This is a genomic window from Klebsiella sp. GW_Kp181 (assembly GCF_040062315.1).
Classification (GTDB): Bacteria; Pseudomonadota; Gammaproteobacteria; order Enterobacterales; family Enterobacteriaceae; genus Klebsiella; species Klebsiella oxytoca.
This window is the reverse complement of record NZ_JBEAFR010000065.1, coordinates 13,366-36,554: the sequence shown is the minus strand read 5'-3', so window position 1 is coordinate 36,554 and position 23,189 is coordinate 13,366. Positions and strand designations below refer to the sequence as shown.

Genomic DNA, 23,189 nt, shown 5'->3' with positions numbered 1-23,189 from the left:
TATTGCATGATGGATACATTCTGCCGGGAACTCGCGCTACTCTGACAACCAACGCTATACTCGGCGCGCGTCATTTTTTGATAATCCAATATTTACAGGACTTTAACTCTCTATGATGGATCTTTTTAAAGCGATAGGCCTGGGACTGGTTGTGATCCTACCGCTGGCAAACCCGCTGACTACCGTGGCGCTGTTCCTTGGCCTGGCCGGAAACATGAATAACGCCGAGCGTAACCGGCAGTCGCTGATGGCCTCGGTCTACGTGTTCGCCATCCTGATGGTCGCGTGGTACGCCGGGCAGGTGGTGATGAACACCTTTGGCATATCGATTCCCGGACTGCGTATCGCCGGGGGGCTGATTGTCGCCTTTATCGGCTTCCGGATGCTGTTTCCGCAGCAAAAGGCCCATGATTCGATGGAAGCTAAGCTCAAATCGGAAGAGCTCGAAGATGAACCGACGGCCAATATTGCCTTCGTTCCCCTGGCGATGCCGAGCACCGCAGGGCCGGGGACGATCGCGATGATTATCAGCTCGGCGTCGACGGTGAAGCACGGAGCAAACTTCCCGGAGTGGGTCGTGCTGGCGGCGCCGCCGATTACTTTTGCGCTGGTTGGCATTATTCTGTGGGGTTGCCTGCGCAGCTCCGGAGCGATTATGCGTCTGGTCGGGAAGGGCGGTATCGAGGCGATTTCCCGCCTGATGGGCTTCCTGCTGGTCTGTATGGGCGTGCAATTCATCATCAACGGCGTGCTGGAGATTATTTCGACCTATCACGCCTGACGACTTTGCATCGACAGGAAAAATATAAAAGCCTGCCGTTTTGCAACCGGCAGGCTTTTTTTAGTCGAACGATCAGGAGTGATGCGGCTGATGGTCGTCCAGCGAGATCGGCCAGCGGCGGAAAATCATCACCGCCCACATTAACGCGACGACGGCCGGGATCGCGCCGACATAGCCAATCGACGCCATCGACAGATGGGTACTGACCTGACTGCCCACCAGCGCGCCAGCGCCGATGCCGATATTAAAGATCCCCGAAAACAGCGACATCGCCACGTCGGTTGCATCCGGCGCCAGCGCCAGCACTTTAACCTGCATACCAAGCCCGATAATCATGATCGCCACGCCCCAGAAGACGCTCAGCAGCATCAGGTGGTTAGCGTTGTGCGAGGCGGGCAGCAGCAGTAGCAGACACGCCAGCAACAGGCCAATCGCCGCATTGATTAATCCGGAAGCATGCAGGTTGCCGAGCTTACCAAACAGAATGCTGCCGACGATACCCGCGCCGCCCAGCGTCAGCAGCAGCACGGTCGCGAAGTTGCCGCTCAGGCCGGCGACCGTCTGAACGAACGGTTCAATATAGCTATAGGCGGTATAGTGCGCGGTCACCACAATCACCGTCAGTAAATAAATACTCAGCAGCGCAGGGCGGCGGAACAGTACCGGTAGGCTTTTCAGCGAACCTGAATGCTCGCTCGGCAGCCTGGGCAGCAGCTTGATCAGGCATACCATGGTGATCAGCGCTCCCAGGCCAATAACCAGGAAGGTGGTGCGCCAGCCAAAGTACTGCCCGACGATACGGCCGATCGGGATACCGAAAACCATCGCCAACGCGGTACCGGTAGCAATCAGGCTCAGCGCCTGCGCCCGTTTACCGGCTGGCGCCATACGAATCGCCAGCGCTGAAGTAATCGACCAGAATACCGCGTGGGCAAAAGCGATACCGATACGGCTGATCACCAGCACGTTAAAGTTCCATGCCAGGAACGACAGCACGTGGCTGGCGATAAACAGAATAAACAGGCCAACCAGCAGACGACGGCGCTCCATCTTGCTGGTCAACAGCATAAAGGGCAGCGACATCAGCGCGACGACCCAGGCGTAGATCGTCAGCATAATCCCCACCTGCGCCGTTTCCATGCCGAAGCTGTCAGCAATGTCCGACAGCAGGCCAACGGGCGCAAATTCGGTGGTATTAAAAATAAATGCCGCAATCGCAAGCGTGACTACGCGCAGCCACGCGACCTTGCGTGAAACCGTATTTGTCATCATAAGTTCAGGGCTGGTTACAAAGAGGAAAGAAGTGGCACGATCTTAAAACGATCGCTGCCTAAAACACAACCATTTTGTGATCTGAGTCTCATTTTTGTTTGAAGGAAATACCTGAACCTAACGGATTAATTTTCTTATAAAAGGTGTGCAATTATCCCGTTTATGTCATGTTATCGATAAGTAAAGAAGATGAAGGGACCGAACGATGCAGGAAATTAATTTTTATCTGGTCGATGCGTTCAGCGACCATAGCTTTGGCGGCAACGCAGCGGCGGTTTGCCCGCTCACCGAATGGCTGCCGGACGAAACTTTGCTGAAAATGGCGCAACAGCATAATCAGTCGGAGACGGCGTTTTTCGTCCGCACCGATGAAGGATACGAGCTGCGCTGGTTTACCACGCTGGATGAGATCAACCTTTGCGGCCATGCGACGCTGGCGGCATCGCACGTGATTTTTGAATATTTCGATCACCCGTCATCAACGATTGTCTTTAGCACCCGTTTTGTTGGCGAGCTTCGCGTCACGCGCAGCGGCGACTGGCTGACCCTGGATTTCCCGGCCTGGGCGACGACCGCCGTTGAGCAGCCGCCTGCGGAACTGCTGGCCGGGCTCGGACTGCGCGAAGCGCAGGAGATACGCGTGGCGCGCGATTATCTGGTGATTCTGGCCAACCGCCAGCAGGTGGAAGCCGTGCGCCCGGATATGCAGAGACTCCAGCGCCTCGGTAAAATGATCTGTATCAGCGCGGCGGATGAAGAGTATGACTTTGTCAGCCGTTTCTTCTGCCCGGGCGAGGCGGTGGCGGAAGATCCGGTGACCGGCTCGACCCACAGCATGCTGATTCCCTACTGGGGCGAAAAGCTCGGCAAAACGGAGATGCAGGCGCGGCAGGTTTCGGCCCGCGGCGGCGATCTGCGCTGCCAGTGGCGGGGCGAGCGGGTTCTGATCGGCGGTCAGGCGACTACCTATTTAATCGGCACGATTACGCTGCGTTAAGGAGGCCGGGTGACGGAAATCCCTTTTTATCTGGTGGCGGCTTTCAGCGACCAGCCTTTTGCCGGCAATCCGGCGGCGGTATGCCTGCTTAAAGAGTGGCTGCCGGATGCGCTGCTGCTCAACATGGCGCAGCAGCACAACCAGTCGGAAACCGCGTTCGTGGTGCCAGAAAGCGATGGTTTTGCGCTTCGCTGGTTTACCACTCGCAACGAGGTCAATCTCTGCGGCCACGCTACGCTTGCCAGCGCGCACGTGATATTTCATCACCTGGATTATCCTGACGCGGTCATTCACTTCGCGACCGCTTCCGGTCGCCTGACCGTGAGCCGTGAAGGCGAGTGGCTGACGCTGGATTTCCCGGCGGGAGAAACGCAGGAGGGTGAGCCGCCCGCCGCGATGCTCTCCGCGCTGGGTATTGATAGCTATCTGCACGCGCGTAAGGGACGCGCATGGCTTATCGAGCTGGCCTCTCGCGACCTGCTAGAAGCCCTGCGGCCGAATATTACCGCGATGATCCCGGGTGAGCATAAAGTTACCGTTACCGCCGCAGGCAGCGGCGAATATGACTTCGTCAGCCGCTTTTTCTCCCCGGGAGAAGCGGTGTGGGAAGATCCGGTAACCGGTTCTGCGCATACCATGTTGATCCCCTACTGGCGTGCGAAGCTGGGCAAAACCCAGATGCTGGCGCGGCAGGTTTCCGCGCGCGGCGGTGATATTCGCTGCGAGCTAAAGGGCGAGCGGGTATTAATGAGCGGCCAGGCGGTAACCTATTTAAATGGCGTAATCACGCTACGTGAAATAACGTCAGGCGAGTAAGCAAAATAAAAAGGGATCGGCAATAAACCTGCCGATCCCTTATCCATCCCCGCCTGTTGGGCAAACGTCTCCTGCGTACTCGGCGAAAAACCAGAGCCACTATCGGGTCAGACCAGAACAGATTGAAGAGAAAACTACATCGGGAATATCACAATCGCGCCGACGCACAGTGCCAGAATCCGTATTAAGTACATCGGCACCGAGAATATCCAGAATTCCGGTAATTTATATTTCCCCATTCCCAGAATCATTGCCGGCATACCGTCAATCGGCATATAGCCACCGTTCCAGCCAGAAATGACCACCGCAATCGCGGCTGCGGTAGGGTTGAGGCCGAGGCTGGTACAGGCGGCGATCGCGATCGGCGCGAAGATATACACCGAGCCCATGTTCGACCCGGTAAAGGTTGAGCAGGTGCTGGTCAGTAGCGCAAAGATAAAAATAAACACGAAGGGCGATACGTTTGCGCCGAGCACGCCTGCCACCGCATCGCCGACCATTGCCGTGAAACCCGTGCCTGCCAGCGCATCGGCGACGCCGATCACCCCGGCCATCATCAGGATAACCGGCGCGCCCATATGATCGCGAACCTCTTTGAAGTCGACGACGTTAATCATCATCACGAAGGCAGCGGCGAGACCCGGTACGACATAGGCGATGTTGCCTAACTGGTTCATCAGCATCATACCCACGACGCTGAACGCAAAGGCGCCAACGGTGCAATACTCTTTCCACGCGGGCAGCACCACGGCTTCCTCTTCGCGTACCGCCATCGCTTCCTCGGAGGCATCGGCGATCGGGTGATCGGGTAAAAAACGATACGCAACCAGGCACCAGGCCAAAAAGGCCAGCGACATCACCAGATTGACCAGAGCAAATTTCACCATTGAAATCTCCTCGTTGAAACCGGCGGTTTGCAGTACCGTGGCGGTGACGCCAAACAGCAGCGCGACGTTAACCGGGAACAGAGGATGATTGGTAGCGAATCCCAGCGGCATCATCAGCTTTGAGGTCGGCAGCTTCTTGCTGTAGGGGATGGTCGAAACCAGTGACAGAATCAGCACGTAGTAGCCGGTTGAACCGGTACCCGCCAGGCTGGCGCCAATCATGACAATCACCAGTAGCAGCGCGTAGCTTTTATAGCTGCCTTTATTTACCAGATTAACCATCGCCGATTTTACGTTACCTATCAGCCGCGTTTTCTGCAGCGCCGCCATCACCACCATAAAGCCGGCGATCATAATGACGCTTGAGTTAACAAACCCGGCAAAGGCCTGCTGAACGTTGGAGAGCCCTGTCACAACCAATAGCAGACAGGCGAGCAGCGGCGGTGCGCCAAACGCCATTTTGTCTGACATAATAAGAACTATCATTAGCACCAGAATGCCCAGCGCCAGAATCATTTCCATTGTCATTGTTATTTCTCCTTCTTATTTACCCTTCCAGCATGTCGCTCGGCACTTTAAATACGGCTTTGCGTACCGTTGACGGCACGTCTACCGCGCACAGCGCCTGATGGGGTTCGCCGGGCAGAAATATCGCAAAATCACCGGGATACAGGGTGATGGATACCGGCAACGGGCAATCGCGGGCGATAAACAGATCCGGTTTGCGCTCTTCATCGCTATCCTGCGCGACGCAGAGCATTCCGGCGTTAATCACCTCGCAGCCCGCCAGCATCACCTGAATATCGGCCCACTGATGGTGATATTCGGTGTGCCGCTGGGCGGTCGGCTGGGTATGCGCTTCGCCGATATTGCAATACCAGCGACAGTTTTCCGGCTGCCAGCGGCCGTCCGGCCTGCCGCTCAGCGCCGCTAGCGTGGCTTGCGGAAGGGAGAGGATCTGCCGCAGCGCCGGGGGAAGCCCTGCCAGCGGCAGGGCGTTAAGGTTGCCGACGATCATCGTGCGGACTCCTTCACCCACTCGGGCGAAACGTGCACGTATTTAATCGCCTGGCGGAACCAGGTGTAGGCAATGTGCAGCGTGCCGTCCGCCCCTTGTTTGATACTCGGGTAGGAGAACTCGCGATTGCGCTTATCCAGCGAGTTATTGGTCATGCAGTAGCCGTCGCCTTCATCGAGGTTGCGCTGCCATGGCCAGGTTTTACCGCCGTCGGCGGAGATGGCTACGGTCATCGGCGCGCGCGGCGCTCCCCAGAAGGCCGAACGCCCGCTGGTCACTTCCGGCTCTTTACGGCTGTTATCGCCATCGTCGATTTCGTCGTAAAGCGATGCCCGGCGTTCCCGCGCGCCGGCGGCGCTCATGTGGTTAAAGACCAGCGCCAGTTCGCCGTTGGCGAGGGTAGTCACCTGAATAGATGAGTTGTTATTGGGCAGTTCAGTCGGTTCCGGCACTGACCAGCTTTCGCCGTTATCGACGGACTGACTGTAGTAGATATTGTCGGCCCAACGGCTGCGGAACAGCGCAACCAGCGTGCCGCCCGGCAGCGCGGTGATGTTCATATGTACGCAGCCCAGGCTTTGCGGTACTTCGACGTCGCGCCAGGTTTTGCCGCAATCGGAGGAGATTTTGACGGCGCTGATATCGTCGTTGCCAACCCATTTTTCACCCGGTTGAGTGCGGCAGTAGAAGACCGGCAGCAGCCAGTTGCCGTTGTCGAGGACGGTGATCGGCTGGCGAATAAAGGTGCCGGGCTTATCGAGCAGGGTGGCAATCTCGCCCCAGGTTTGACCCAGATCCGTTGACTGGCGATAGCGCACGATGGCGGTATCCTGGTTGCCGGAAATCTGCGCGGTCCACAGCAGCCATAGCACGTTATCCGGCGCCAGAAACAGCACCGGGTTTTGCTCGGAACGGCTGGCGTCATCAGACAATTTGACCGCATCGCTCCACTGGCGGCTCCCGGGCAGCAGACGCGATCCCCAAACGGAAATGTCGGCAACGCCTTCCTGGGTACCGCCGAACCAGACGCACATCAGGGAGCCGTCCGGCAGCGGCAGCAGGTTTGCCGCATGGTTTTGCGGGCAGGATGACGGTAACATCGCGGTTTCGACCCGCGCGTCCTGTTCATGCTGATTAATGATTCCGTCACGAATTGCGGTTACAGACATATTCATACTCCGTTATTTTCAGTAGGGTTCTATTTGTTTAGCTGTAATGAGTCGTAAGCTTCTGCGGGCTGCGAAGCCTTAATGATTTTTTTATTACGAATAATATTGAGCGTTTCCACCGCCAGCGAAAAGAAAATGGCAAAATAGAGATAACCTTTTGCAATGTGTATCTCCAGACTATCCGTGACCAATAATATCCCCACCAGCAACAAAAAGGTTAAAGCGAGCATTTTCATCGTTGGCGTGTTATTGACAAAATCGCCAATGGTCTTTGCCGCGAACATCATAATGCCAACAGCAATAATGACTGCCGTAATCATAATGAAAATATGTTGCGACAAACCGACTGCGGTAATAACTGAATCCAGGCTAAAGACAATATCCAGCAGCATAATCTGGACAACCGCGCCCGCCAGCGAAAGCTGACGCTGGCCGCCGCCGTGCGACTCTTCTTCCAGCTGCAGTTCACCGCGTATCTCCTGCAGTGACTTGTAAATAAGGAAACAACCACCGACAAATAAAATGATAGTGCGCACCGATACGACAAAATGCGCAATAGTAAACAGCGGCACCGTTATATGCGCCAGCCAGGCAATAGATACCAGCAATAGCACGCGCATAACCATTGCGCCGCTTAATCCCAACTTACGCGCAACATTTTGTTGATGCGGTGGCAGTTTGGCCACTACCAGCGAGAGAAAGATAATATTATCGACCCCGAGAATAATCTCCAGAAAGGTGAGCGTTACCAGCGTCAACCATATTTCAGGGTCAAGCATCCATATAAACATTGAAACATCCCTTACGCTACGTAAGACGTTATATATAAAATATTAAATATTGCCGGCACTGATTTTTTGCTTACATCAGTGCCGGAAATTTAATTAACTATTTCCGCTATCGTCAGGAAATATATTTGGCAATAATGTGATTAATTTCCTCGCACTGCGCCGAGGTGAAGCTCACCGCGTAGCGACTGTCGCCAACATCGTGGCCCATCAGCTGCAGCGCTTTTTTTACCGCCGCCGGCGAGAACGCCACTTTATAAAGATCGGTGCGCAGACCGGTGACGCTCTCCTGAGCCTGGCGGGAGCCCTCAACATTGCCCGCTTTAAAATTTGCCCAGATGGCGTTGATCTCTTTTGGCGCGACGTTTGCCAGCCCGGAAATACAGGCGGAGCAGCCATCAACAAAACCCTGGTGTATCAGCGAATCAGGGCCGTTCAGCACGTCAAAATCGGCGATATCCCGGACCGCATCGAGGAAACCCTTCAGGCTTTCGTAGCTGCCGGCGCTGTCTTTGACGCCGATAATGTTTGGATGCTGCGCCAGCGCGCGCGCGGTTTGCGGTTCAATGGTGTTGCCGGTGCGCGCCGGGATGTTGTAGAGAAATACCGGTACGCTCAGGGCGTCAGCAATGGCGGTATAGTGGGCGATCAGCTCATCCTGTTTTAGCGGCACAAACCAGGGGGTAATCACGGAGACCGCGTCAACGCCCAGTTGTTCGATCTGTTGACCCAGGCGGATCGTTTCGCGAGTCGACACTTCGCCAATATGCGCCACCACCGGCGCCCGACCGGCAACTTCATCCACGCAGGCTTTAGCGACGGCGATTTTTTCCGCTTCATTCAGCACAAAGAATTCGCCGTTGGTACCGCCGCAAAAAATACCGTTGCCCGCGGCGAGCTGGCGCTGCACCTGCTGCCTTAGCGCCGGGATATTCACGGCTCCCTCTGCGGTAAAAGGCGTGACGATGGCGGTCAGAACGCCGGTAATTGAATTGCTCATTTCATCTCTTCCCTGGTGTTATTGTGCGGGGAACAGGGTGCGGTAAACCGCCTCAACCTGATCCTGGTTAACGCTGCATGGCGCATTATTCAGTAAACGCTTGACGTTCAGCGCCGCTTCGCTCAGTTCGCTGATGCTTTCTGGCGGTACGCCCAGCGCGGCAAGGTTATCGGGCAGCTGCAGGCGTTTCACCAGCGCGGCGAGCCAGGCGACCAGCGCATGGGATTTCTCTTCTTCGCTAAGCGTCAGGTCGGCTTCAGGGAGCAGATCCCAGACCTGGGCAAATTTCGCCACCGCGTGTGGGCGCACCACCTTCATACAAGGCGCCAGCAAAATGGCGTTAGCCACGCCGTGCGGCAGGTGATATTTGCCGCCTAACGGATAGGAAAGGGCATGAACCAGATGAGTGCCCGCATGGTTAATAGCCACACCGCCATAATAAGAGGCCCACAGCATCTCCAGCTTCGCCGCCAGATTGTGCGGCTCGCTCACCGATAGCTCGATGTTGCGCACCAGCTTGCGCAGGCCAATCAGCGCCGCGTTATCGCTAACCGGATTGGCAACGGTCGAAGTAAAGCACTCAATAAGATGACACAGCGCGTCAATGCCGGTAGAGGAGGCGATATGCGCGGGCATGCTGGTGGTTAATTCCGGCAGCAGGGCAACATAATCCGGCAGCAGAACCGGGGAGATAATCCCCACCTTCGTATTCTGTTCCGGGATTGCCAGGATCGCGTTCGGCGTGGCTTCGGAACCGGTGCCGGCAGTGGCGGGAATTAATAACGAGGTCACCTTTTGCTGCGGCTTTTCGCCGGCCAGCAGCGCCTCAAGCCCCGGCGAGTCGGGATGCTGCAGAACCGAGAGCAGCTTGGCCACATCCAGAACGCTACCGCCGCCAATCCCGACAATTAGCTCCGGCTGGTTTGCGCTGACGAGGCGCAGAATTTGCGTCATATCATGTTGGCTTGGCTCTGCGGGTACGGAATCAACGATCTGAACCTGACGCCCTTCGTCTTCCAGAAGCGTACGGATCTGCCGTGCGGCATCGAGTTTGCCAACGTTGGCATCGGTGACCAGCAAAATGCGCTGTTTGCCGGTCAGCAGCGGTAGCAGGGCGGTAAACGCGCCCGCGCCGCTAATCAGGGTGCTGTTAATGGTTGCCACTTCTTTCTCCTGTCTTATGGATGATTAAACTTAATCATCTATTGTTCGGGTCACTCACATTGTGGGATGAAGTTATAATTTATAGCGAGATTTAATAACTTGAGCTTGCTCACATTTAATCAATTGTGATTGAATATAATCATTACCAATTTCGAACAGCTTGAAAAGGGAACATGATGGGCAGCGGCGATAACAAGGTGCTGGTTCTGGCGGATGACTTTACCGGCGCAAATGACGCGGGAGTCAGCCTGGCGGAGACGGGGATGCGGGCGGAAGTGGCGTTTAGCGCCAGCTACCAGGGAGAGGCGCAGGCGCTGATCCTCAATAGCGACAGCCGCGCGCAGCCCGCCGCAGAGGCGGCACGGCGCATCACGCATCTTTTACAGGCGGTGTTGCCGCGTTTTCAGCCGCGCTGGACGGTGAAAAAAATCGACTCCACGCTGCGCGGCAATCTCGGCGCCGAGCTGGAAGCAACGATGCGCGCGCTAAACTGCGCCGTAGCAGTTCTGGCGCCGGCTTTTCCGGCGGCTGGCCGGGTGACGCGCCGGGGGGTGTGCTATGTGCACGGCTCGCCGGTGAATGAAACCGAGTTCGCGACCGACCCGAAAACGCCGGTCAGCAGCGCGGATATCGCCGCCGTGGTCGCTCAACAAAGCGATTTGCTGTGCCGCGGGACAACGGTCCCCGGGCTGGCGGCAGAGCTGGAACAAACGGTTGAGACGCCGCGGGTGCTGATCGTCGATGCCGAAGAAAACCAGCAGCTGGACGCCATTATCGCCACGGTCGCTCTGTGCGAGCAGCGGGTGCTGCTGGTGGGGTCTGCGGGGCTATGCGACGCCCTGGCGCGTCGGCTGGCGACTATGCCGCACGGCCCGCTGCTGGCGGTGGTCGGTTCAATGAGCGAAATCGCGCAACAGCAGGTTGCCCGCCTTAATGAGCATCCGCGCGTCCGGCGGGTCGACATTGATGTGGCTATGGCCTTTGACGGCGATGCCGCCCTTGATGCCCGGCGTATCGTGGCGGTATTGAGCGAAAATAATCATTGCGTTATCACCACCCGACCCGATAGCGAGGCGCGAAAGGCGGTTGAAGCCTTGTGTCGTCGGCATGGGGTCGATCGCACCGCCCTTGGCGAACGCATCTGCGCATACCTGGCGCGGGTCAGCGCGCTGGCCATCGCGCAGAGCCAGCCGGGAGCGCTCTATTTATCCGGCGGCGACGTGGCGATCGCCGTGGCGCAGGCGCTGGGCGCCAGCGGATTTCATATTACAGGCCGGGTGGCGCAATGCGTGCCGTTCGGCAATTTTCTGGGTAGTAGCTGGCAGCGGCCGGTAATGACCAAGGCAGGCGGATTCGGAACGGAAACCACCCTGCTGGAGGTTGTGAATTTTATTGAGGAGAAAATGAGTGACTAACATCATTGCGGTAACGATGGGAGACCCGGCAGGCATTGGCCCGGAAATTATTATCAAATCGCTGGTTGAGGGGAAACTCAACGGCGCGCCGGTCGTGGTGGTGGGCTGCGCGCAGACGCTGCGGCGGATCCTGGCGATGGGGATAACCCCGCCCGCCGAGCTGCGTATCATTGATCGTCCGGAACAGGCGCAGTTCAGCGCGGGCACGATTAACGTTATCGACGAACCGCTGGCCGATCCGCAAGGACTACGCGCGGGGGAAGTGCAGGCGCAGGCGGGGGATTTAGCTTACCGCTGCATCAAGCGAGCGACCGCGCTGGCGATGGCGGGTGAGGTGTTTGCGATCGCTACCGCGCCGCTCAATAAAGAAGCGCTGCATCTGGCCGGGCACAACTTCCCGGGACATACCGAAATGCTCGCCCATCTGACGCAAACCAAAGATTTTGCGATGGTGTTATATACCGATAAGCTCAAAGTGATCCATATCTCTACCCACGTGGCGCTGCGAAAATTCCTTGATAATCTGAACCAGCCGCGAGTTGAAACGGTGATCGGCATCGCCGATAGCTTCCTGCGCCGGGTGGGTTTCACTAATCCGCGCATTGCCGTTGCCGGAGTGAACCCTCACGCCGGGGAAAACGGTCTGTTTGGCGATGAAGAGATTCGTATCGTGGGTCCGGCCGTTGAAGCGATGAAGGCCAGAGGGCTCAACGTGACCGGGCCATGCCCGCCGGACACGGTATTTATGCAGTGTCACGAAGGTCTGTTTGATATGGTGGTCGCGATGTATCACGATCAGGGGCATATTCCGCTAAAATTACTTGGATTTTATGATGGGGTAAATATTACCGCCGGCCTGCCGTTTATCCGCACTTCCGCAGACCACGGCACGGCGTTTGATATTGCCTGGACAGGTAAAGCTAAGTCTGACAGCATGGCAACCTCTATTGAGCTCGCCATGCAAATCGCACAGGAATAACATGAAGGGATATAACCGGTTAGAGCAGATTATGGATTTTCTGAAGAGCCATAATCTGGTGACAGTGGACCAGCTGGTGGCGGCGACTCACGCCTCGCCGGCGACGATTCGCCGCGACCTGATTAAGCTCGATCAGGAAGGGGTCATCAGCCGTACCCACGGCGGCGTCACGCTCAACCGGTTTATTCCTTCACAGCCCACCACCCAGGAGAAGTCCCAGCGCAGTCTGCAGGAAAAATACGCCATCGCCAGCGCGGCGGCGGCGTTAGTCAAGGCCGGGGACGCCATCGTCCTCGATGCCGGAACCACTATGATCGAACTTGCCCGGCAGATAACCCACTTGCCGCTGCGGGTGATCACCAGCGATCTGCATATCGCCCTGTTTCTCTCGGAATTTAAGCAAATTGAAGTTACCATCATCGGCGGACGCATCGACGACAGCAGCCAGTCCTGCATCGGCGATCACGGACGCCGTCTGCTGCAAAATATCTGGCCCGATCTGGCGTTCGTCAGCTGCAACGGCTGGGATCTGGAGAAGGGCGTAACCTCGCCAACGGAAGAGAAAGCGGCGCTGAAGCGGGATTTAATCGCGAACGCCCGGCGGCGCATTCTGCTGGCGGACAGCTCAAAATACGGCGCCTGGTCGCTGTTTAACATCACCCATCTCGACTCGCTCACCGATATCATCACCGATAATCATCTGCCGGAAGAGACGCGTGAACTGCTGGGGCATATCCATCCCCGGCTGATCATTGCCGACTAGCCGGGAAAGCGGGTTACGGTAGGCGGGCGATATTGGCTTTAATCACTTCCACAGAGCGGCGGAACTTCTCTGCTTCATCATCGGCCAGCTGCAGCTCAATGATCTGCTGTACGCCGCTTTGGGTAAGCACCGCGGGTACGCCTGCCGCCGCGCCGGTGATGCCGTACTCGCCATCCAGAATGCACGATACCGCCAGCGCACGATGGCTGCCGGTGAAAATATGGCGGCAGATTTCGGCGATAGTCCCGGCGACGCCGTATTCGGTGCAGCCTTTACCGGCGTAAATTTCAAATCCCAGCCTGCGCACCTTTTCCGCAATCCGCTCCCGGTCGAGAATTTGACCAGTATGCTTTTGGTACACATCGCCGATGGCGGCGCCGTAAACCGCTGAGTGCGACCAGACCGGAAACTGGGTGTCGCCATGCTCGCCGAGAATAAAGGCGTCGATGCTCTGCGCGCCGATATCCAGCTCCTGAGCCAGCACTCTGCGCAGGCGCGTGGTATCCAGCCAGACGCCGGTACCCAGCACCTGGCTGCGCGGCAGACCTGAAAGCCGCCATACCTGCCAGGTGATGATGTCGCAGGGGTTGGTGGCAATCAAAAAAATACCGTTGAAACCGCCGCTCATCATTTGCGGAATGAGGCTTTTTACAATTGTCGCCGTGTTGGTCAGTTCGTCCAGTCGAGTCTGGCCCGGTTTGAGCGCGCCGCCGGAAACGGTGAGCACCGCAATATCAACATCGGCGCAGTCGCTGGCTTCCCGCGAGGAAATCGTCATCATCCCCGGCATGTAGGCCGCCGCATCGCTCAGGTCCTGGGCGTGCGCTTCGGCGCGGGCTTTATTCAGGTCCACGAGGATTAACTCCTCGCAAATATTTTGATTCAACAGGGCATAGGCTGCAGAGGCGCCGACGTTGCCTGCCCCGATAATCATGACCTTGCGCGCTTTGGTATTCATGGTTTGTTCCTGATAAATGTCGTCATGACGCAAAATTACTGCCACTTTAGGGGGAAGCGCAAGCGAGGTGTGAAGCGATAAGTTAATGCTATGGCCGCCTGCGAGACGCTCCGCGCTACAGTATGGTCAAAAAGGAGCTTCTCTATGTACACAATCACCCCAACCCCGCAAAACCACCCGGATCTGATGGCCTTAATTGCCGAACTGGACGCGTATCAGCAGACGCTCTACCCGGCTGAGAGCAACCATTTGATCGACCTGAGCGCGCTACCGGCGGAGTCGGTTATTGCGCTTCTTATTCGCGATACGCAGCGCCACGCCGTCGGCTGCGGGGCGATCGTACTCGGCGAAGAGGGGGTTGGCGAGATGAAAAGGGTGTTTATTCACCCGGCCCATCGCGGGCAGCAGCTGGGAGAACGACTGCTGGCCGCGCTGGAGGAAGAGGCGATAAATCGCGAATGCCATACCGTGCGCCTGGAAACGGGCATCCATCAGCACGCCGCCGTTGCGTTATATACGCGCAATGGCTACCAGACCCGCAGCGCCTTTGCGCCGTATCAGCCGGATCCGTTAAGCATCTTTATGGAGAAGATGCTGCTTGCCGATCTTCGTTCAGCAGCGCTATAAACGCGTCGAGCTGACGGGTTTTCGCCCCCCGCCGCCAGACCAGCCAGGTGGTCAGCCAGCGCCACTCTTCCGCCAGCGGCCAGGCGGAAACCTGCTGATGGCCCGGCATGCTCTCCAGCATGCTGCGTGGGATCAGCGCCAGACCGGCGCCGGCAATGACGCAGGCCAGCATCCCGTGGTAGGACTCCATTTCATGGATGCGTCCCGGCGTGGCGCGATCGGCATGAAACCAGCTTTCAAAATGGCGGCGGTAGGAGCAGTTGGCGCGAAACGCATAGACGCTGGCGCCATTCACTTCACTGGCGCGCGCAATGGGCGGGTGGCCGAAGGGCGCGACGATCATCATCTCTTCGGGAAATACCGGTAACCCCTCAAGCCCCGGATGTACCAGCGGGCCGTCAACAAACGCCGCGCTCAGGTTTCCCTCCAGGACGCCGTCGATCATGGTGCCGGAAGGGCCGGTGGAGAGGGCCAGATGAATTTTGGGATAACGTTGATTAAAGTGCGCCAGGGTTGGTGAAATGCGCACGGCGGCGGTACTTTCCAGCGAGCCGAGGGAAAACAGCCCCTGAGGTTCATCTCCGGCGACCACCATTCTCGCCTCATCTACCAGGGCGAGGATCTGCTGGCTATAGCGTAAAAAGCTATGCCCGGCGGGCGACAGGCGCAGACGCTGGTTTTCGCGAATAAACAACTCTACGCCGAGATCCGCCTCCAGCTGGCGAATGCGCGTGGTCAGGTTCGACGGCACGCGATGCACCTTCTGCGCGGCCTGGGTAATGCTGCCAGTGCTGGCGACGGCGTTAAACATTTCAAGCTGGGTCAGGTCCATGGCATTCTTCTTTTGTGAACAGGTTGCTTAATATTATTCATTTTTAATGAAGGGTAGGGTAAGCCAGAATAAGGTCACTTCGCAATCAACACAGAGAGATTAACGATGAATGTATCTGCCACTCATGCGGTTTCCGTGAACCCGACCACAGGTGAAACCATATCGTCTCTGCCCTGGGCGAGCGAACAAGAAGTTGATTCGGCCGTTGCCCTTGCGGAACAAGCTTATCGTCAGTGGCGCAACGTTAGCGTTGCGGAACGCGCGGCAGCGCTGCGTCATGTCGGTAACGCGATGCGCGCGCGCGGCGAAGCGCTGGCGCAAATGATTAGCCTGGAGATGGGAAAACCGATCGCTCAGGCGCGCGGGGAGGTCGCGAAATCGGCAAATCTCTGCGACTGGTATGCCGAGCACGGACCAGCGATGCTCAAAACCGAAGCGACGCTGGTTGAAGATAATAAAGCGGTCATTGAGTACCGGCCGATGGGCGCTATCCTCGCCATCATGCCCTGGAATTTCCCTGTGTGGCAGGTGCTTCGCGGCGCGGTACCGATTCTGCTGGCGGGCAACAGCTATCTGCTTAAGCATGCGCCAAACGTACTGGGAAGCGCGGCGATGATCGGTGAAATCTTTGCCGCAGCCGGCGTTCCGGCCGGGGTGTTTGGTTGGGTGAATGCCACCAACGATAGCGTTTCGCAGATGATCAACGATTCGCGTATCGCCGCGGTGACCGTTACCGGCAGCGTGCGGGCCGGGAAGGCGATTGGCGCGCAGGCCGGCGCGGCGTTGAAAAAATGCGTCCTGGAGCTGGGCGGTTCGGATCCGTTTATCGTGCTCAACGATGCCGACCTCGACGAGGCGGTGAAAGCGGCGGTGATCGGCCGCTACCAGAACACCGGGCAGGTCTGCGCCGCGGCGAAGCGTTTTATCGTCGAGGCGGGCATTGCCGAGGCCTTTACGCAGAAATTTGTCGCCGCCGTCGCCGCGCTCAAAATGGGCGATCCGCGCGATGAACAAAACTACATCGGGCCGATGGCGCGTTTCGATCTGCGCGATGAGCTGCATGAGCAGGTTCGCGCGACCTTAAAAGAAGGAGCGACCCTGCTGCTGGGCGCGGAAAAAATCGCCGGCGCGGGCAACTACTATGCGCCGACGGTGCTGGGCAACGTCACCGCTGAGATGACCGGCTTCCGCCAGGAGCTGTTTGGCCCGGTGGCGACAATTACCGAAGCTCGCGATGCCGACCACGCGCTGGCGCTGGCGAACGATAGCGAGTTTGGCCTTTCTGCAACGGTATATACCACCAGCGAAGCACAGGCCCAACGCTTTGCCGATGAGCTGGAGTGCGGCGGCGTGTTTATTAACGGCTACTGCGCCAGCGATGCCCGCGTGGCGTTCGGCGGCGTGAAGAAAAGCGGATTTGGCCGCGAGCTCTCCCATTTTGGTCTGCATGAATTCTGCAACGTACAGACCGTCTGGAGAGATCGCCGCTAGACTGCGGAAAAATCCCCGGGTTGCGGCTAACGCCTGACCCGGGCTACCGATTCGTGCGATTTGCCGGTTTGGTCGCCCTGACGGCCCCGCTGACGAGCGAACCTTCACCCTGGCGATGCAGGAGCAACAAAGAGGCTGTTTCTTCGCGCCAGGTGCGCCTATAATTACCGCCCGAATTTTGATGTTGGCAAGGAGCCGCGCGTGGCGACGGTAATTAATAACGCAATGCTCGATGCCATTCTGGCTGAAGTCAGGCCGCTGATTGGCCGCGGTAAAGTGGCGGACTATATTCCTGCCCTGGCCAGGGTCAGCGGCGATAAGCTCGGCGTGGCAATCTGTACGGTGGACGGTCAGCACTACAGCGCCGGTGACGCCCACGAGCGTTTCTCGATTCAATCTATCTCCAAAGTCCTCAGTCTGGTGGTGGCGATGAACCACTATCAGGAAGAGGAGATCTGGGAGCGGGTGGGTAAAGATCCCTCCGGCCAGCCTTTTAATTCGCTGTTGCAGCTGGAAATTGAGCAAGGCAAACCGCGTAACCCGTTTATTAACGCCGGGGCGCTGGTGGTCTGCGATATGCTGCAAAGCCGTCTTAGCGCGCCCCGTCAGCGGATGCTGGAAATCGTGCGGCGCCTGAGCGGGGTGAGCGATATTGCCTACGATCCGGTGGTCGCCCGCTCGGAGTTCGATCATTCGGCGCGTAATGCCGCCATTGCCTGGTTAATGAAATCCTTCGGCAACTTTCACAACGATGTTGCCACGGTACTGCAAAACTATTTTCACTACTGTTCGCTGGAGATGAGCTGCGTAGAGCTGGCGCGTACCTTTCTGTTCCTTGCCGACCGGGGTATCGCCCCGCATCTTGCGACGCCGATTATCGCGCCGATTCAGTCGCGGCAGGTCAACGCGCTGATGATGACCAGCGGCATGTACCAGAACGCCGGTGAGTTTGCCTGGCGCGTCGGTTTACCGGCGAAATCCGGCGTCGGCGGCGGGATTGTGGCCATCGTCCCGCAGGAGATGGCGATTGCGGTCTGGAGCCCTGAGCTCGATGAGGCGGGGAACTCGTTGGCCGGAATTGCTTTACTGGAAAAACTGACGCAAAAACTGGGGAGGTCGGTATTCTGATGGTGCCCATAGAAAATCTGTTCGCCCGCCTGCAGCGTTCCACTTTTCGCTCCCGCTTTCGCCTCGGCGTAAAGGAACGGCAGTATTGCTATGATAAGGGGGCGGAAGTTATCGACCAGCACGCGGCTGATTTTATCGCCAGGCGCCTGGCTCCGGCGCAAATTCCTAACGATGGCAAACAGACTCCGATGCGCGGACACCCGGTATTCATCGCCCAGCACGCCACCGCGACCTGCTGCCGCGGCTGCCTGGAAAAGTGGCACGCTATCCCTCGGGGGCGGGGCCTCAGCGAGGCAGAACAGCGCTACGTGGTGCAGGTGATTCACCACTGGCTGGTGATCCAGATGAACTCGCCGGACCGCGGCAGAGCGTAATTCATCGGGCGTCGGTATATGCCTGATAATTATTCTCATGATATGATGAACCGCTAACTAATTATTAACATAATAATTGCCTGAAACAATTAGACGGATAATCATGAATGTCTCCACTGTCGATTCGGTCATTCACGCTGTTTCGTGAGGAACAACCCGTGCGTGATGCGCTGGTGTTGTTCACTTTAACGCTACTCCTGCATTTCTTTGGCGCGATGCTGCGTCTGGTACAAGAACTGTCGTTTTTCTGGCCGCTGAATGCGGTAATGGCGGGGATTTTTGCGCGTTATATCTGGCTAAATCGCAGTTATTTTTACGCCATCTGTTTTGCCGCCATGCTGGTATATGACGGTTTAACCTCGCGCTGGGGGATGGGCTTCGCCTCCTTCCTGATCAACTTCTCCAATCTCGTTTTTATTGTCACTCTGGCGCAGCTCATTTTATGGGACAAGCGCCGGACGGACTCGATGCCGGGACCGATTAACGCGCTTAGCCTGTTTTGCTACTGCCTGCTGGCGGCGCTGCTCTGCGCCGCCGTGGGCGCGCTGGGGTCGGTAGATGTCGAGCGCGCAACGTTTATCCCGCAGCTGGCGGACTGGTTTAGCGAACAGTTCTCAACCGCCGTGCTGATCCTGCCGTTTATCTTGACCCTCACGCTCCCTTCGGCGTTCGGGCGTTTTCGCCTGCGCCAGCTGCTGCCGGCGATTGCGCTGGTGCTGTCGATTGTGCTCGGCGTAGCGGTTGGCGGCGCCGGGAGCATCACCTTCCCGTTACCGGCGCTGATCTGGTGCGCTATTCGCTACCCGCTGCCGCTGACCTGTCTGCTGACCTTTATTACCGGCATTAGCGAAATTCTGCTGGTGGCGAACTCGCTTATCCACCTTTCGCCCGATAGCCGGATGCAGCCGTGGCAGCTGTTTTCGACGCGTCTGGGGATCGCTGCGATGCTGATAAGCCCCGTTATCGTCGCTTCCAGCGTTGAGGCGATTAACAATCTGGTCAAACAGCTGGCCCTGCGTGCCGACTTTGACTTCCAGACTCGGGTCTATTCCCGCTCTGGGTTAAGCGAAGCGCTGAAGCGCCAGCCGATCGCGGAAAATACGCTGCTAACGGTGATGGTGCTGGATATCGACGGCTTCAAGCAGGTCAACGATCGCTGGGGACATGAATGCGGCGACTGTATGCTGGCCCAGTTTGCGCAGCAGGTGCGGCAGCTGGTGGGAGAAGAGGGCATGGTCGCGCGTATCGGCGGGGAAGAGTTTGCCGTCGCAGCGCTGACCTCATCCGGTCAGGAAGCGCAGCTGCTGGCAGAAAAAATTCGCCAGGGTATTGAAGCGCAAACCTTCACCTGGGGTCAGAGCAAAATCCAGCTGACCATCAGCATGGGGCTCGAGAGCCAGCCGCTTGGCGCCGCCAGAATTACGGATCTGTTCAACCAGCTGCTGATGGCTGCCGACGATTATATGATTCAGGCGAAAAATGCCGGGCGCAATCGTATTTTTACGCAAAAGATGGCCTGAATCCTACGATAAGAAAATACGATGATAGATTCACTTGTGTTAAATATAAGTTAAAAAATATAGTGATGTGGTCAATTTCAAGGAGTTACCGATGACCACATCCTTTTCTTTGCGCACGCTGTCGCGTGACGATATTCTCGAACATCTTCCTGAATTAACCGATATCCTCGTCAGCTGCGTCAACGGCGGGGCCTCGGTGAGCTTTATGCTGCCTTTCGCCCCTGAAACCGCGACGGCGTTCTGGCTGCGAATGGCGCAGAGCGTGGCAGCCGGGGAGCGGGTCGTCATCGCCGCGGCGGATGAGCAGCAGCGGCTCGTTGGCACGGTGCAGCTCATTATCGACCAGCCGGAAAACCAACCGCACCGCGCCGACGTCGCTAAACTTCTGGTTCACCAAAATGCGCGTCGCCTGGGTCTGGCGAATGCGCTGATGGCCAGGCTGGAAGCGATCGCGCGCGAGCAGGGCAAGAGCGTTCTGGTGCTGGATACGGCGACCGGCAGCGGAGCCGAGAATTTTTACGTGCAATGCGGTTGGGAAAAGGCCGGGGAAATTCCTCGCTATGCGCTGATGCCGGACGGCGAACTGACGGCGACATCGCTGTTCTATAAACTTTTGTAATCTCATCATATACTGCAACCTGCCTCATTCACACGCCCCGGCAGCTGAGTTGATAAGCCGCCGGGGCTTGTCTCCCTCGCCGCGTTACCCGGCCACGTCCTCGCTCCGACTATTGCCCGACTAAGCGCTGTACAAACGGTTCACCGTTTTGTCGTGCAGAGAGAAATATTTCGGCGACAAATTTGATATTGCATACAGCTTTGATCAAAACGGGGTTTCACCTGGCTAAAAACCTGATAACTTATTGGACCAATTACTCAGGTTGTATGACTACTCTATGAGGGAACCCATTGTGAAAACACTAAACCGTCGCGATTTCCCGGGCGCGCAGTACCCTGAACGTATCATTCAGTTTGGCGAAGGCAACTTCCTGCGCGCGTTTATCGACTGGCAGATCGATCTGCTGAACGAGCATACCGACCTGAATTCCGGCGTGGTGATCGTGCGTCCGATTGAGAGCGCATTCCCGCCGTCTCTCAGCACCCAGGACGGCCTCTATACCACGATTATTCGCGGCCTGAATGAGAAGGGCGAAGCGGTGAGCGATGCGCGTCTGATTCGATCGGTAAATCGTGAAATCAGCGCCTATGCCGATTATGAGGAGCTGCTGCGTCTGGCGCATAATCCGGATATGCGCTTTGTGTTTTCCAATACCACTGAGGCCGGGATCAGCTACCACGCCGGCGACCGCTTTGACGATGCGCCAGCGGTAAGCTATCCGGCAAAATTGACTCGCCTGCTGTTTGAACGCTACAGCCACTTCTCCGGCGCGGCGGATAAAGGTTGGGTGATCATTCCCTGCGAGCTGATTGATTACAACGGCGAGGCGCTGCGTGAACTGGTGCTGCGCTATGCCCAGGAGTGGGCGCTGCCGGAAGCGTTTATCACCTGGCTGGATGAGGCGAACGCCTTCTGTTCTACGCTCGTAGACCGTATCGTGACCGGCTATCCGCGTGATGAAGCCGCGCAGATTGAAGAACAGCTGGGGTATAAAGACGGTTTCCTCGATACCGCTGAACATTTCTACCTGTTTGTTATTCAGGGGCCGAAGTCCCTGGCCGCAGAGCTGCGTCTGGATAAGCTGCCGCTTAACGTCCTGATCGTGGACGATATTAAGCCGTATAAAGAGCGTAAAGTGGCGATTCTTAACGGCGCGCACACCGCGCTGGTGCCGGTCGCCTTCCAGGCGGGTCTCGATACCGTGGGCGAGGCGATGAACGATAAGGAAATCTGCGCTTTCGTTGAGAAAGCGATTTACCAGGAGATCATTCCTGTTCTCGACCTGCCGCGCGATGAGCTGGAGTCTTTCGCCAGTGCGGTCACCGGCCGTTTCCGCAACCCGTATATTAAGCATCAGCTGTTGTCTATCGCGCTTAATGGCATGACCAAATACCGCACCCGCATTCTGCCGCAGCTGTTGGCGGCGCAGAAGAAAGAGGGCAAGCTCCCGTCGCGCCTGACCTTCGCACTGGCAGCGCTGATCGCGTTTTATCGCGGCGAACGTAACGGTGAGAGCTATCCGGTTCAGGATGATGCTGAATGGATGGAGCGCTACAAGGCGCTATGGGCCCAGCATCGGGATGCGCAAATCACCACCGGCGAGCTGGTAAAAGCCGTACTGTCCGTTGAATCCCACTGGGAGCAGGACCTGAGCAAAGTTTCAGGCCTGGTCGAGCAGGTGACGCAGGATCTGGATGCGATTCTGCGCGACGGCATGCGCGCCGCCGTTCAGCCGCTGTGCTGATATAGCGCAGGGCGCCGCCCGACGAGCAGATAAGGACGGATTATCGGCCAGATAAGCTGCCAGCCGCCGTCCGCTCGTCATCCGGGCGCAACGCCTGAGCAGAATTAGCATTAATTTCAACCCGGCCACCGCCGGGTTATTTTTGAATCTTAATTAGTTACAACATACTTTTAGTTTTTTCTTTCACGCAGGTCTGGCAGATCGTGCAAAATGGGTCCGGCAACAAAGGTGGGGCAATTAAGAGAAAAAGATGAATTGTGTGCCGGGCGCTTGAACTAATTATTGCACCGGAAAATAATGCCTTATCCAAACGAGGAGTCGGCCCATGGTCATTGAGATTCGCGAACCCGATCGGCAGGATAAAGCACAGTGGTTATCGCTTTGGCAGGGTTATACCCGTTTCTACGGTAGCCCGCAGCCAACGGAGGTCACAGAATACACCTGGCAGCGGATGCTTGATGCCGCTTCGCCGATGCTGGGTCGTTTCGCGGTGGTGGATGGCAATGTGGTGGGCTTTGCGATTTGTATCCTCCACGAAGGAACATGGGTTAAGACGCCCATTTGCTATCTGGAAGATCTGTTTGTCGCCCCGCAGATGCGCGGGCAAGGCATCGCCAGAACCTTAATACAGGCGCTGCAAACGGAAGGAAAAGAAAAAGGGTGGTCGCGCTTGTACTGGCACACTCGCACCGACAATCCGGCCCGGCGTCTGTATGATGAATTCACGCCAGCCGATGACTATGTTCGTTACCGCGTGACGCTCTGACAATCTGAGATTAAGAAGTTGTTAAGCTTTTCCCTGTAAAACAGGGGAAACGGCTCAGGAGAAACAAATATGGAAAAACGC

General features: G+C 57.1%; 23 protein-coding genes. 14 read left to right on the top strand and 9 right to left on the bottom strand.

The genetic code is table 11. The features are described from left to right. Nucleotides 1–112: 112 nt before the first annotated feature. Complete coding sequence (locus tag ABLV11_RS16785) at nt 113–781, top strand: MarC family NAAT transporter (RefSeq protein WP_004102348.1); 669 nt, start codon at nt 113–115, stop codon at nt 779–781. Between the two features lie 72 nt (nt 782–853). Here ABLV11_RS16785 and ABLV11_RS16780 read toward each other — a convergent pair whose 3' ends face one another. Next, nucleotides 854–2,053: a sugar transporter gene (locus ABLV11_RS16780; protein WP_023321061.1), complete on the bottom strand. Its 1,200-nt coding sequence runs from the start codon at nt 2,051–2,053 to the stop codon at nt 854–856. Between the two features lie 205 nt (nt 2,054–2,258). Here ABLV11_RS16780 and ABLV11_RS16775 point away from each other — a divergent pair, with 205 nt between their 5' ends. Together ABLV11_RS16775 and ABLV11_RS16770 are read left to right on the top strand one after the other, a co-directional pair. Next, complete coding sequence (locus tag ABLV11_RS16775) at nt 2,259–3,050, top strand: PhzF family phenazine biosynthesis protein (protein ID WP_004102346.1); 792 nt, start codon at nt 2,259–2,261, stop codon at nt 3,048–3,050. 9 nt (nt 3,051–3,059) lie between these two features. Next, the gene (locus ABLV11_RS16770) at nt 3,060–3,866 is read left to right on the top strand and encodes a PhzF family phenazine biosynthesis protein (RefSeq protein ID WP_004113291.1); all 807 of its coding nucleotides are present in this window, start codon (nt 3,060–3,062) and stop codon (nt 3,864–3,866) included. Nucleotides 3,867–4,000: 134 nt separating this feature from the next. On the opposite strand, the gene ABLV11_RS16765 is transcribed toward ABLV11_RS16770, so the two are convergent. The 6 genes from ABLV11_RS16765 to ABLV11_RS16740 all read right to left on the bottom strand — a co-directional run bounded on the left by ABLV11_RS16765 (nt 4,001) and on the right by ABLV11_RS16740 (nt 9,892). After that, the gene (locus tag ABLV11_RS16765; RefSeq protein WP_004113290.1) at nt 4,001–5,281 is read right to left on the bottom strand and encodes an SLC13 family permease; all 1,281 of its coding nucleotides are present in this window, start codon (nt 5,279–5,281) and stop codon (nt 4,001–4,003) included. Between the two features lie 19 nt (nt 5,282–5,300). Beyond that, nucleotides 5,301–5,771: a YhcH/YjgK/YiaL family protein gene (locus ABLV11_RS16760; RefSeq protein WP_126489168.1), complete on the bottom strand. Its 471-nt coding sequence runs from the start codon at nt 5,769–5,771 to the stop codon at nt 5,301–5,303. Beyond that, nucleotides 5,768–6,940: an exo-alpha-sialidase gene (locus tag ABLV11_RS16755; RefSeq protein ID WP_126489167.1), complete on the bottom strand. Its 1,173-nt coding sequence runs from the start codon at nt 6,938–6,940 to the stop codon at nt 5,768–5,770. The genes ABLV11_RS16760 and ABLV11_RS16755 overlap by 4 nt, the downstream gene beginning before the upstream one ends. Nucleotides 6,941–6,969: 29 nt before the next feature. Then, nucleotides 6,970–7,731 carry a TerC family protein gene (locus ABLV11_RS16750; RefSeq protein WP_126489166.1) on the bottom strand — a complete coding sequence of 254 codons (762 nt, stop codon included), beginning with the start codon at nt 7,729–7,731 and terminating at the stop codon, nt 6,970–6,972. A gap of 112 nt (nt 7,732–7,843) precedes the next feature. After that, on the bottom strand, nt 7,844–8,728 hold the full coding sequence (locus ABLV11_RS16745) for a dihydrodipicolinate synthase family protein (protein ID WP_016808770.1): 885 nt from the start codon (nt 8,726–8,728) through the stop codon (nt 7,844–7,846). A gap of 18 nt (nt 8,729–8,746) precedes the next feature. Further along, complete coding sequence (locus tag ABLV11_RS16740; protein WP_064355703.1) at nt 8,747–9,892, bottom strand: iron-containing alcohol dehydrogenase; 1,146 nt, start codon at nt 9,890–9,892, stop codon at nt 8,747–8,749. Nucleotides 9,893–10,068: 176 nt separating this feature from the next. On the opposite strand from ABLV11_RS16740, the gene ABLV11_RS16735 reads away from it, so the two are divergent. Genes ABLV11_RS16735 through ABLV11_RS16725 form a run of 3 tightly spaced genes read left to right on the top strand, consistent with a single transcriptional unit; the run spans nt 10,069 to nt 13,049 of the window. Next, nucleotides 10,069–11,307 carry a four-carbon acid sugar kinase family protein gene (locus ABLV11_RS16735; protein ID WP_004113281.1) on the top strand — a complete coding sequence of 413 codons (1,239 nt, stop codon included), beginning with the start codon at nt 10,069–10,071 and terminating at the stop codon, nt 11,305–11,307. Continuing rightward, nucleotides 11,300–12,286, top strand: coding sequence for a D-threonate 4-phosphate dehydrogenase (locus ABLV11_RS16730; RefSeq protein WP_004102329.1), 987 nt, complete (start codon nt 11,300–11,302; stop codon nt 12,284–12,286). Before ABLV11_RS16735 ends, ABLV11_RS16730 begins: the two co-directional genes overlap by 8 nt. A 1-nt stretch (nt 12,287) precedes the next feature. After that, nucleotides 12,288–13,049 carry a DeoR/GlpR family DNA-binding transcription regulator gene (locus tag ABLV11_RS16725; RefSeq protein ID WP_004102327.1) on the top strand — a complete coding sequence of 254 codons (762 nt, stop codon included), beginning with the start codon at nt 12,288–12,290 and terminating at the stop codon, nt 13,047–13,049. A 13-nt stretch (nt 13,050–13,062) separates the two neighbouring features. Here ABLV11_RS16725 and ABLV11_RS16720 read toward each other — a convergent pair whose 3' ends face one another. Then, nucleotides 13,063–14,007 (bottom strand): L-lactate dehydrogenase, encoded by a 945-nt coding sequence (locus ABLV11_RS16720; protein WP_004102319.1) that lies wholly within the window; start codon nt 14,005–14,007, stop codon nt 13,063–13,065. Between the two features lie 144 nt (nt 14,008–14,151). Here ABLV11_RS16720 and ABLV11_RS16715 point away from each other — a divergent pair, with 144 nt between their 5' ends. Further along, nucleotides 14,152–14,634, top strand: coding sequence for a GNAT family N-acetyltransferase (locus ABLV11_RS16715; RefSeq protein ID WP_004113275.1), 483 nt, complete (start codon nt 14,152–14,154; stop codon nt 14,632–14,634). Here ABLV11_RS16715 and ABLV11_RS16710 read toward each other — a convergent pair. Further along, entirely contained in the window at nt 14,588–15,466 is an 879-nt protein-coding gene (locus tag ABLV11_RS16710; protein ID WP_004102317.1) for a LysR family transcriptional regulator, read from the bottom strand. The two genes, ABLV11_RS16715 and ABLV11_RS16710, sit on opposite strands and share 47 nt — an antisense overlap. Before the next feature lie 105 nt (nt 15,467–15,571). Here ABLV11_RS16710 and sad point away from each other — a divergent pair, with 105 nt between their 5' ends. The 7 genes from sad (at nt 15,572) to ABLV11_RS16675 (ending at nt 23,108) form a co-directional block, all read left to right on the top strand. Then, nucleotides 15,572–16,957 (top strand): succinate-semialdehyde dehydrogenase, encoded by a 1,386-nt coding sequence (gene sad, locus ABLV11_RS16705; RefSeq protein WP_016808767.1) that lies wholly within the window; start codon nt 15,572–15,574, stop codon nt 16,955–16,957. Between the two features lie 201 nt (nt 16,958–17,158). After that, complete coding sequence (gene glsB, locus ABLV11_RS16700; RefSeq protein WP_126489164.1) at nt 17,159–18,085, top strand: glutaminase B; 927 nt, start codon at nt 17,159–17,161, stop codon at nt 18,083–18,085. After that, a complete protein-coding gene (locus tag ABLV11_RS16695) occupies nt 18,085–18,459 on the top strand; it encodes a DUF4186 domain-containing protein (protein WP_004102313.1) in 375 nt (124 codons plus the stop codon). The genes glsB and ABLV11_RS16695 overlap by 1 nt, the downstream gene beginning before the upstream one ends. A 107-nt stretch (nt 18,460–18,566) precedes the next feature. Next, nucleotides 18,567–19,979, top strand: coding sequence for a GGDEF domain-containing protein (locus tag ABLV11_RS16690; RefSeq protein ID WP_016808766.1), 1,413 nt, complete (start codon nt 18,567–18,569; stop codon nt 19,977–19,979). Nucleotides 19,980–20,070: 91 nt separating this feature from the next. Further along, nucleotides 20,071–20,598, top strand: a complete 528-nt coding sequence (locus ABLV11_RS16685; protein ID WP_016808765.1) for a GNAT family N-acetyltransferase — start codon at nt 20,071–20,073, stop codon at nt 20,596–20,598. A gap of 292 nt (nt 20,599–20,890) precedes the next feature. Further along, on the top strand, nt 20,891–22,342 hold the full coding sequence (locus ABLV11_RS16680) for a tagaturonate reductase (protein WP_064355693.1): 1,452 nt from the start codon (nt 20,891–20,893) through the stop codon (nt 22,340–22,342). 325 nt (nt 22,343–22,667) lie between these two features. Beyond that, complete coding sequence (locus ABLV11_RS16675) at nt 22,668–23,108, top strand: GNAT family N-acetyltransferase (protein ID WP_004102305.1); 441 nt, start codon at nt 22,668–22,670, stop codon at nt 23,106–23,108. Nucleotides 23,109–23,189 lie beyond the last annotated feature (81 nt).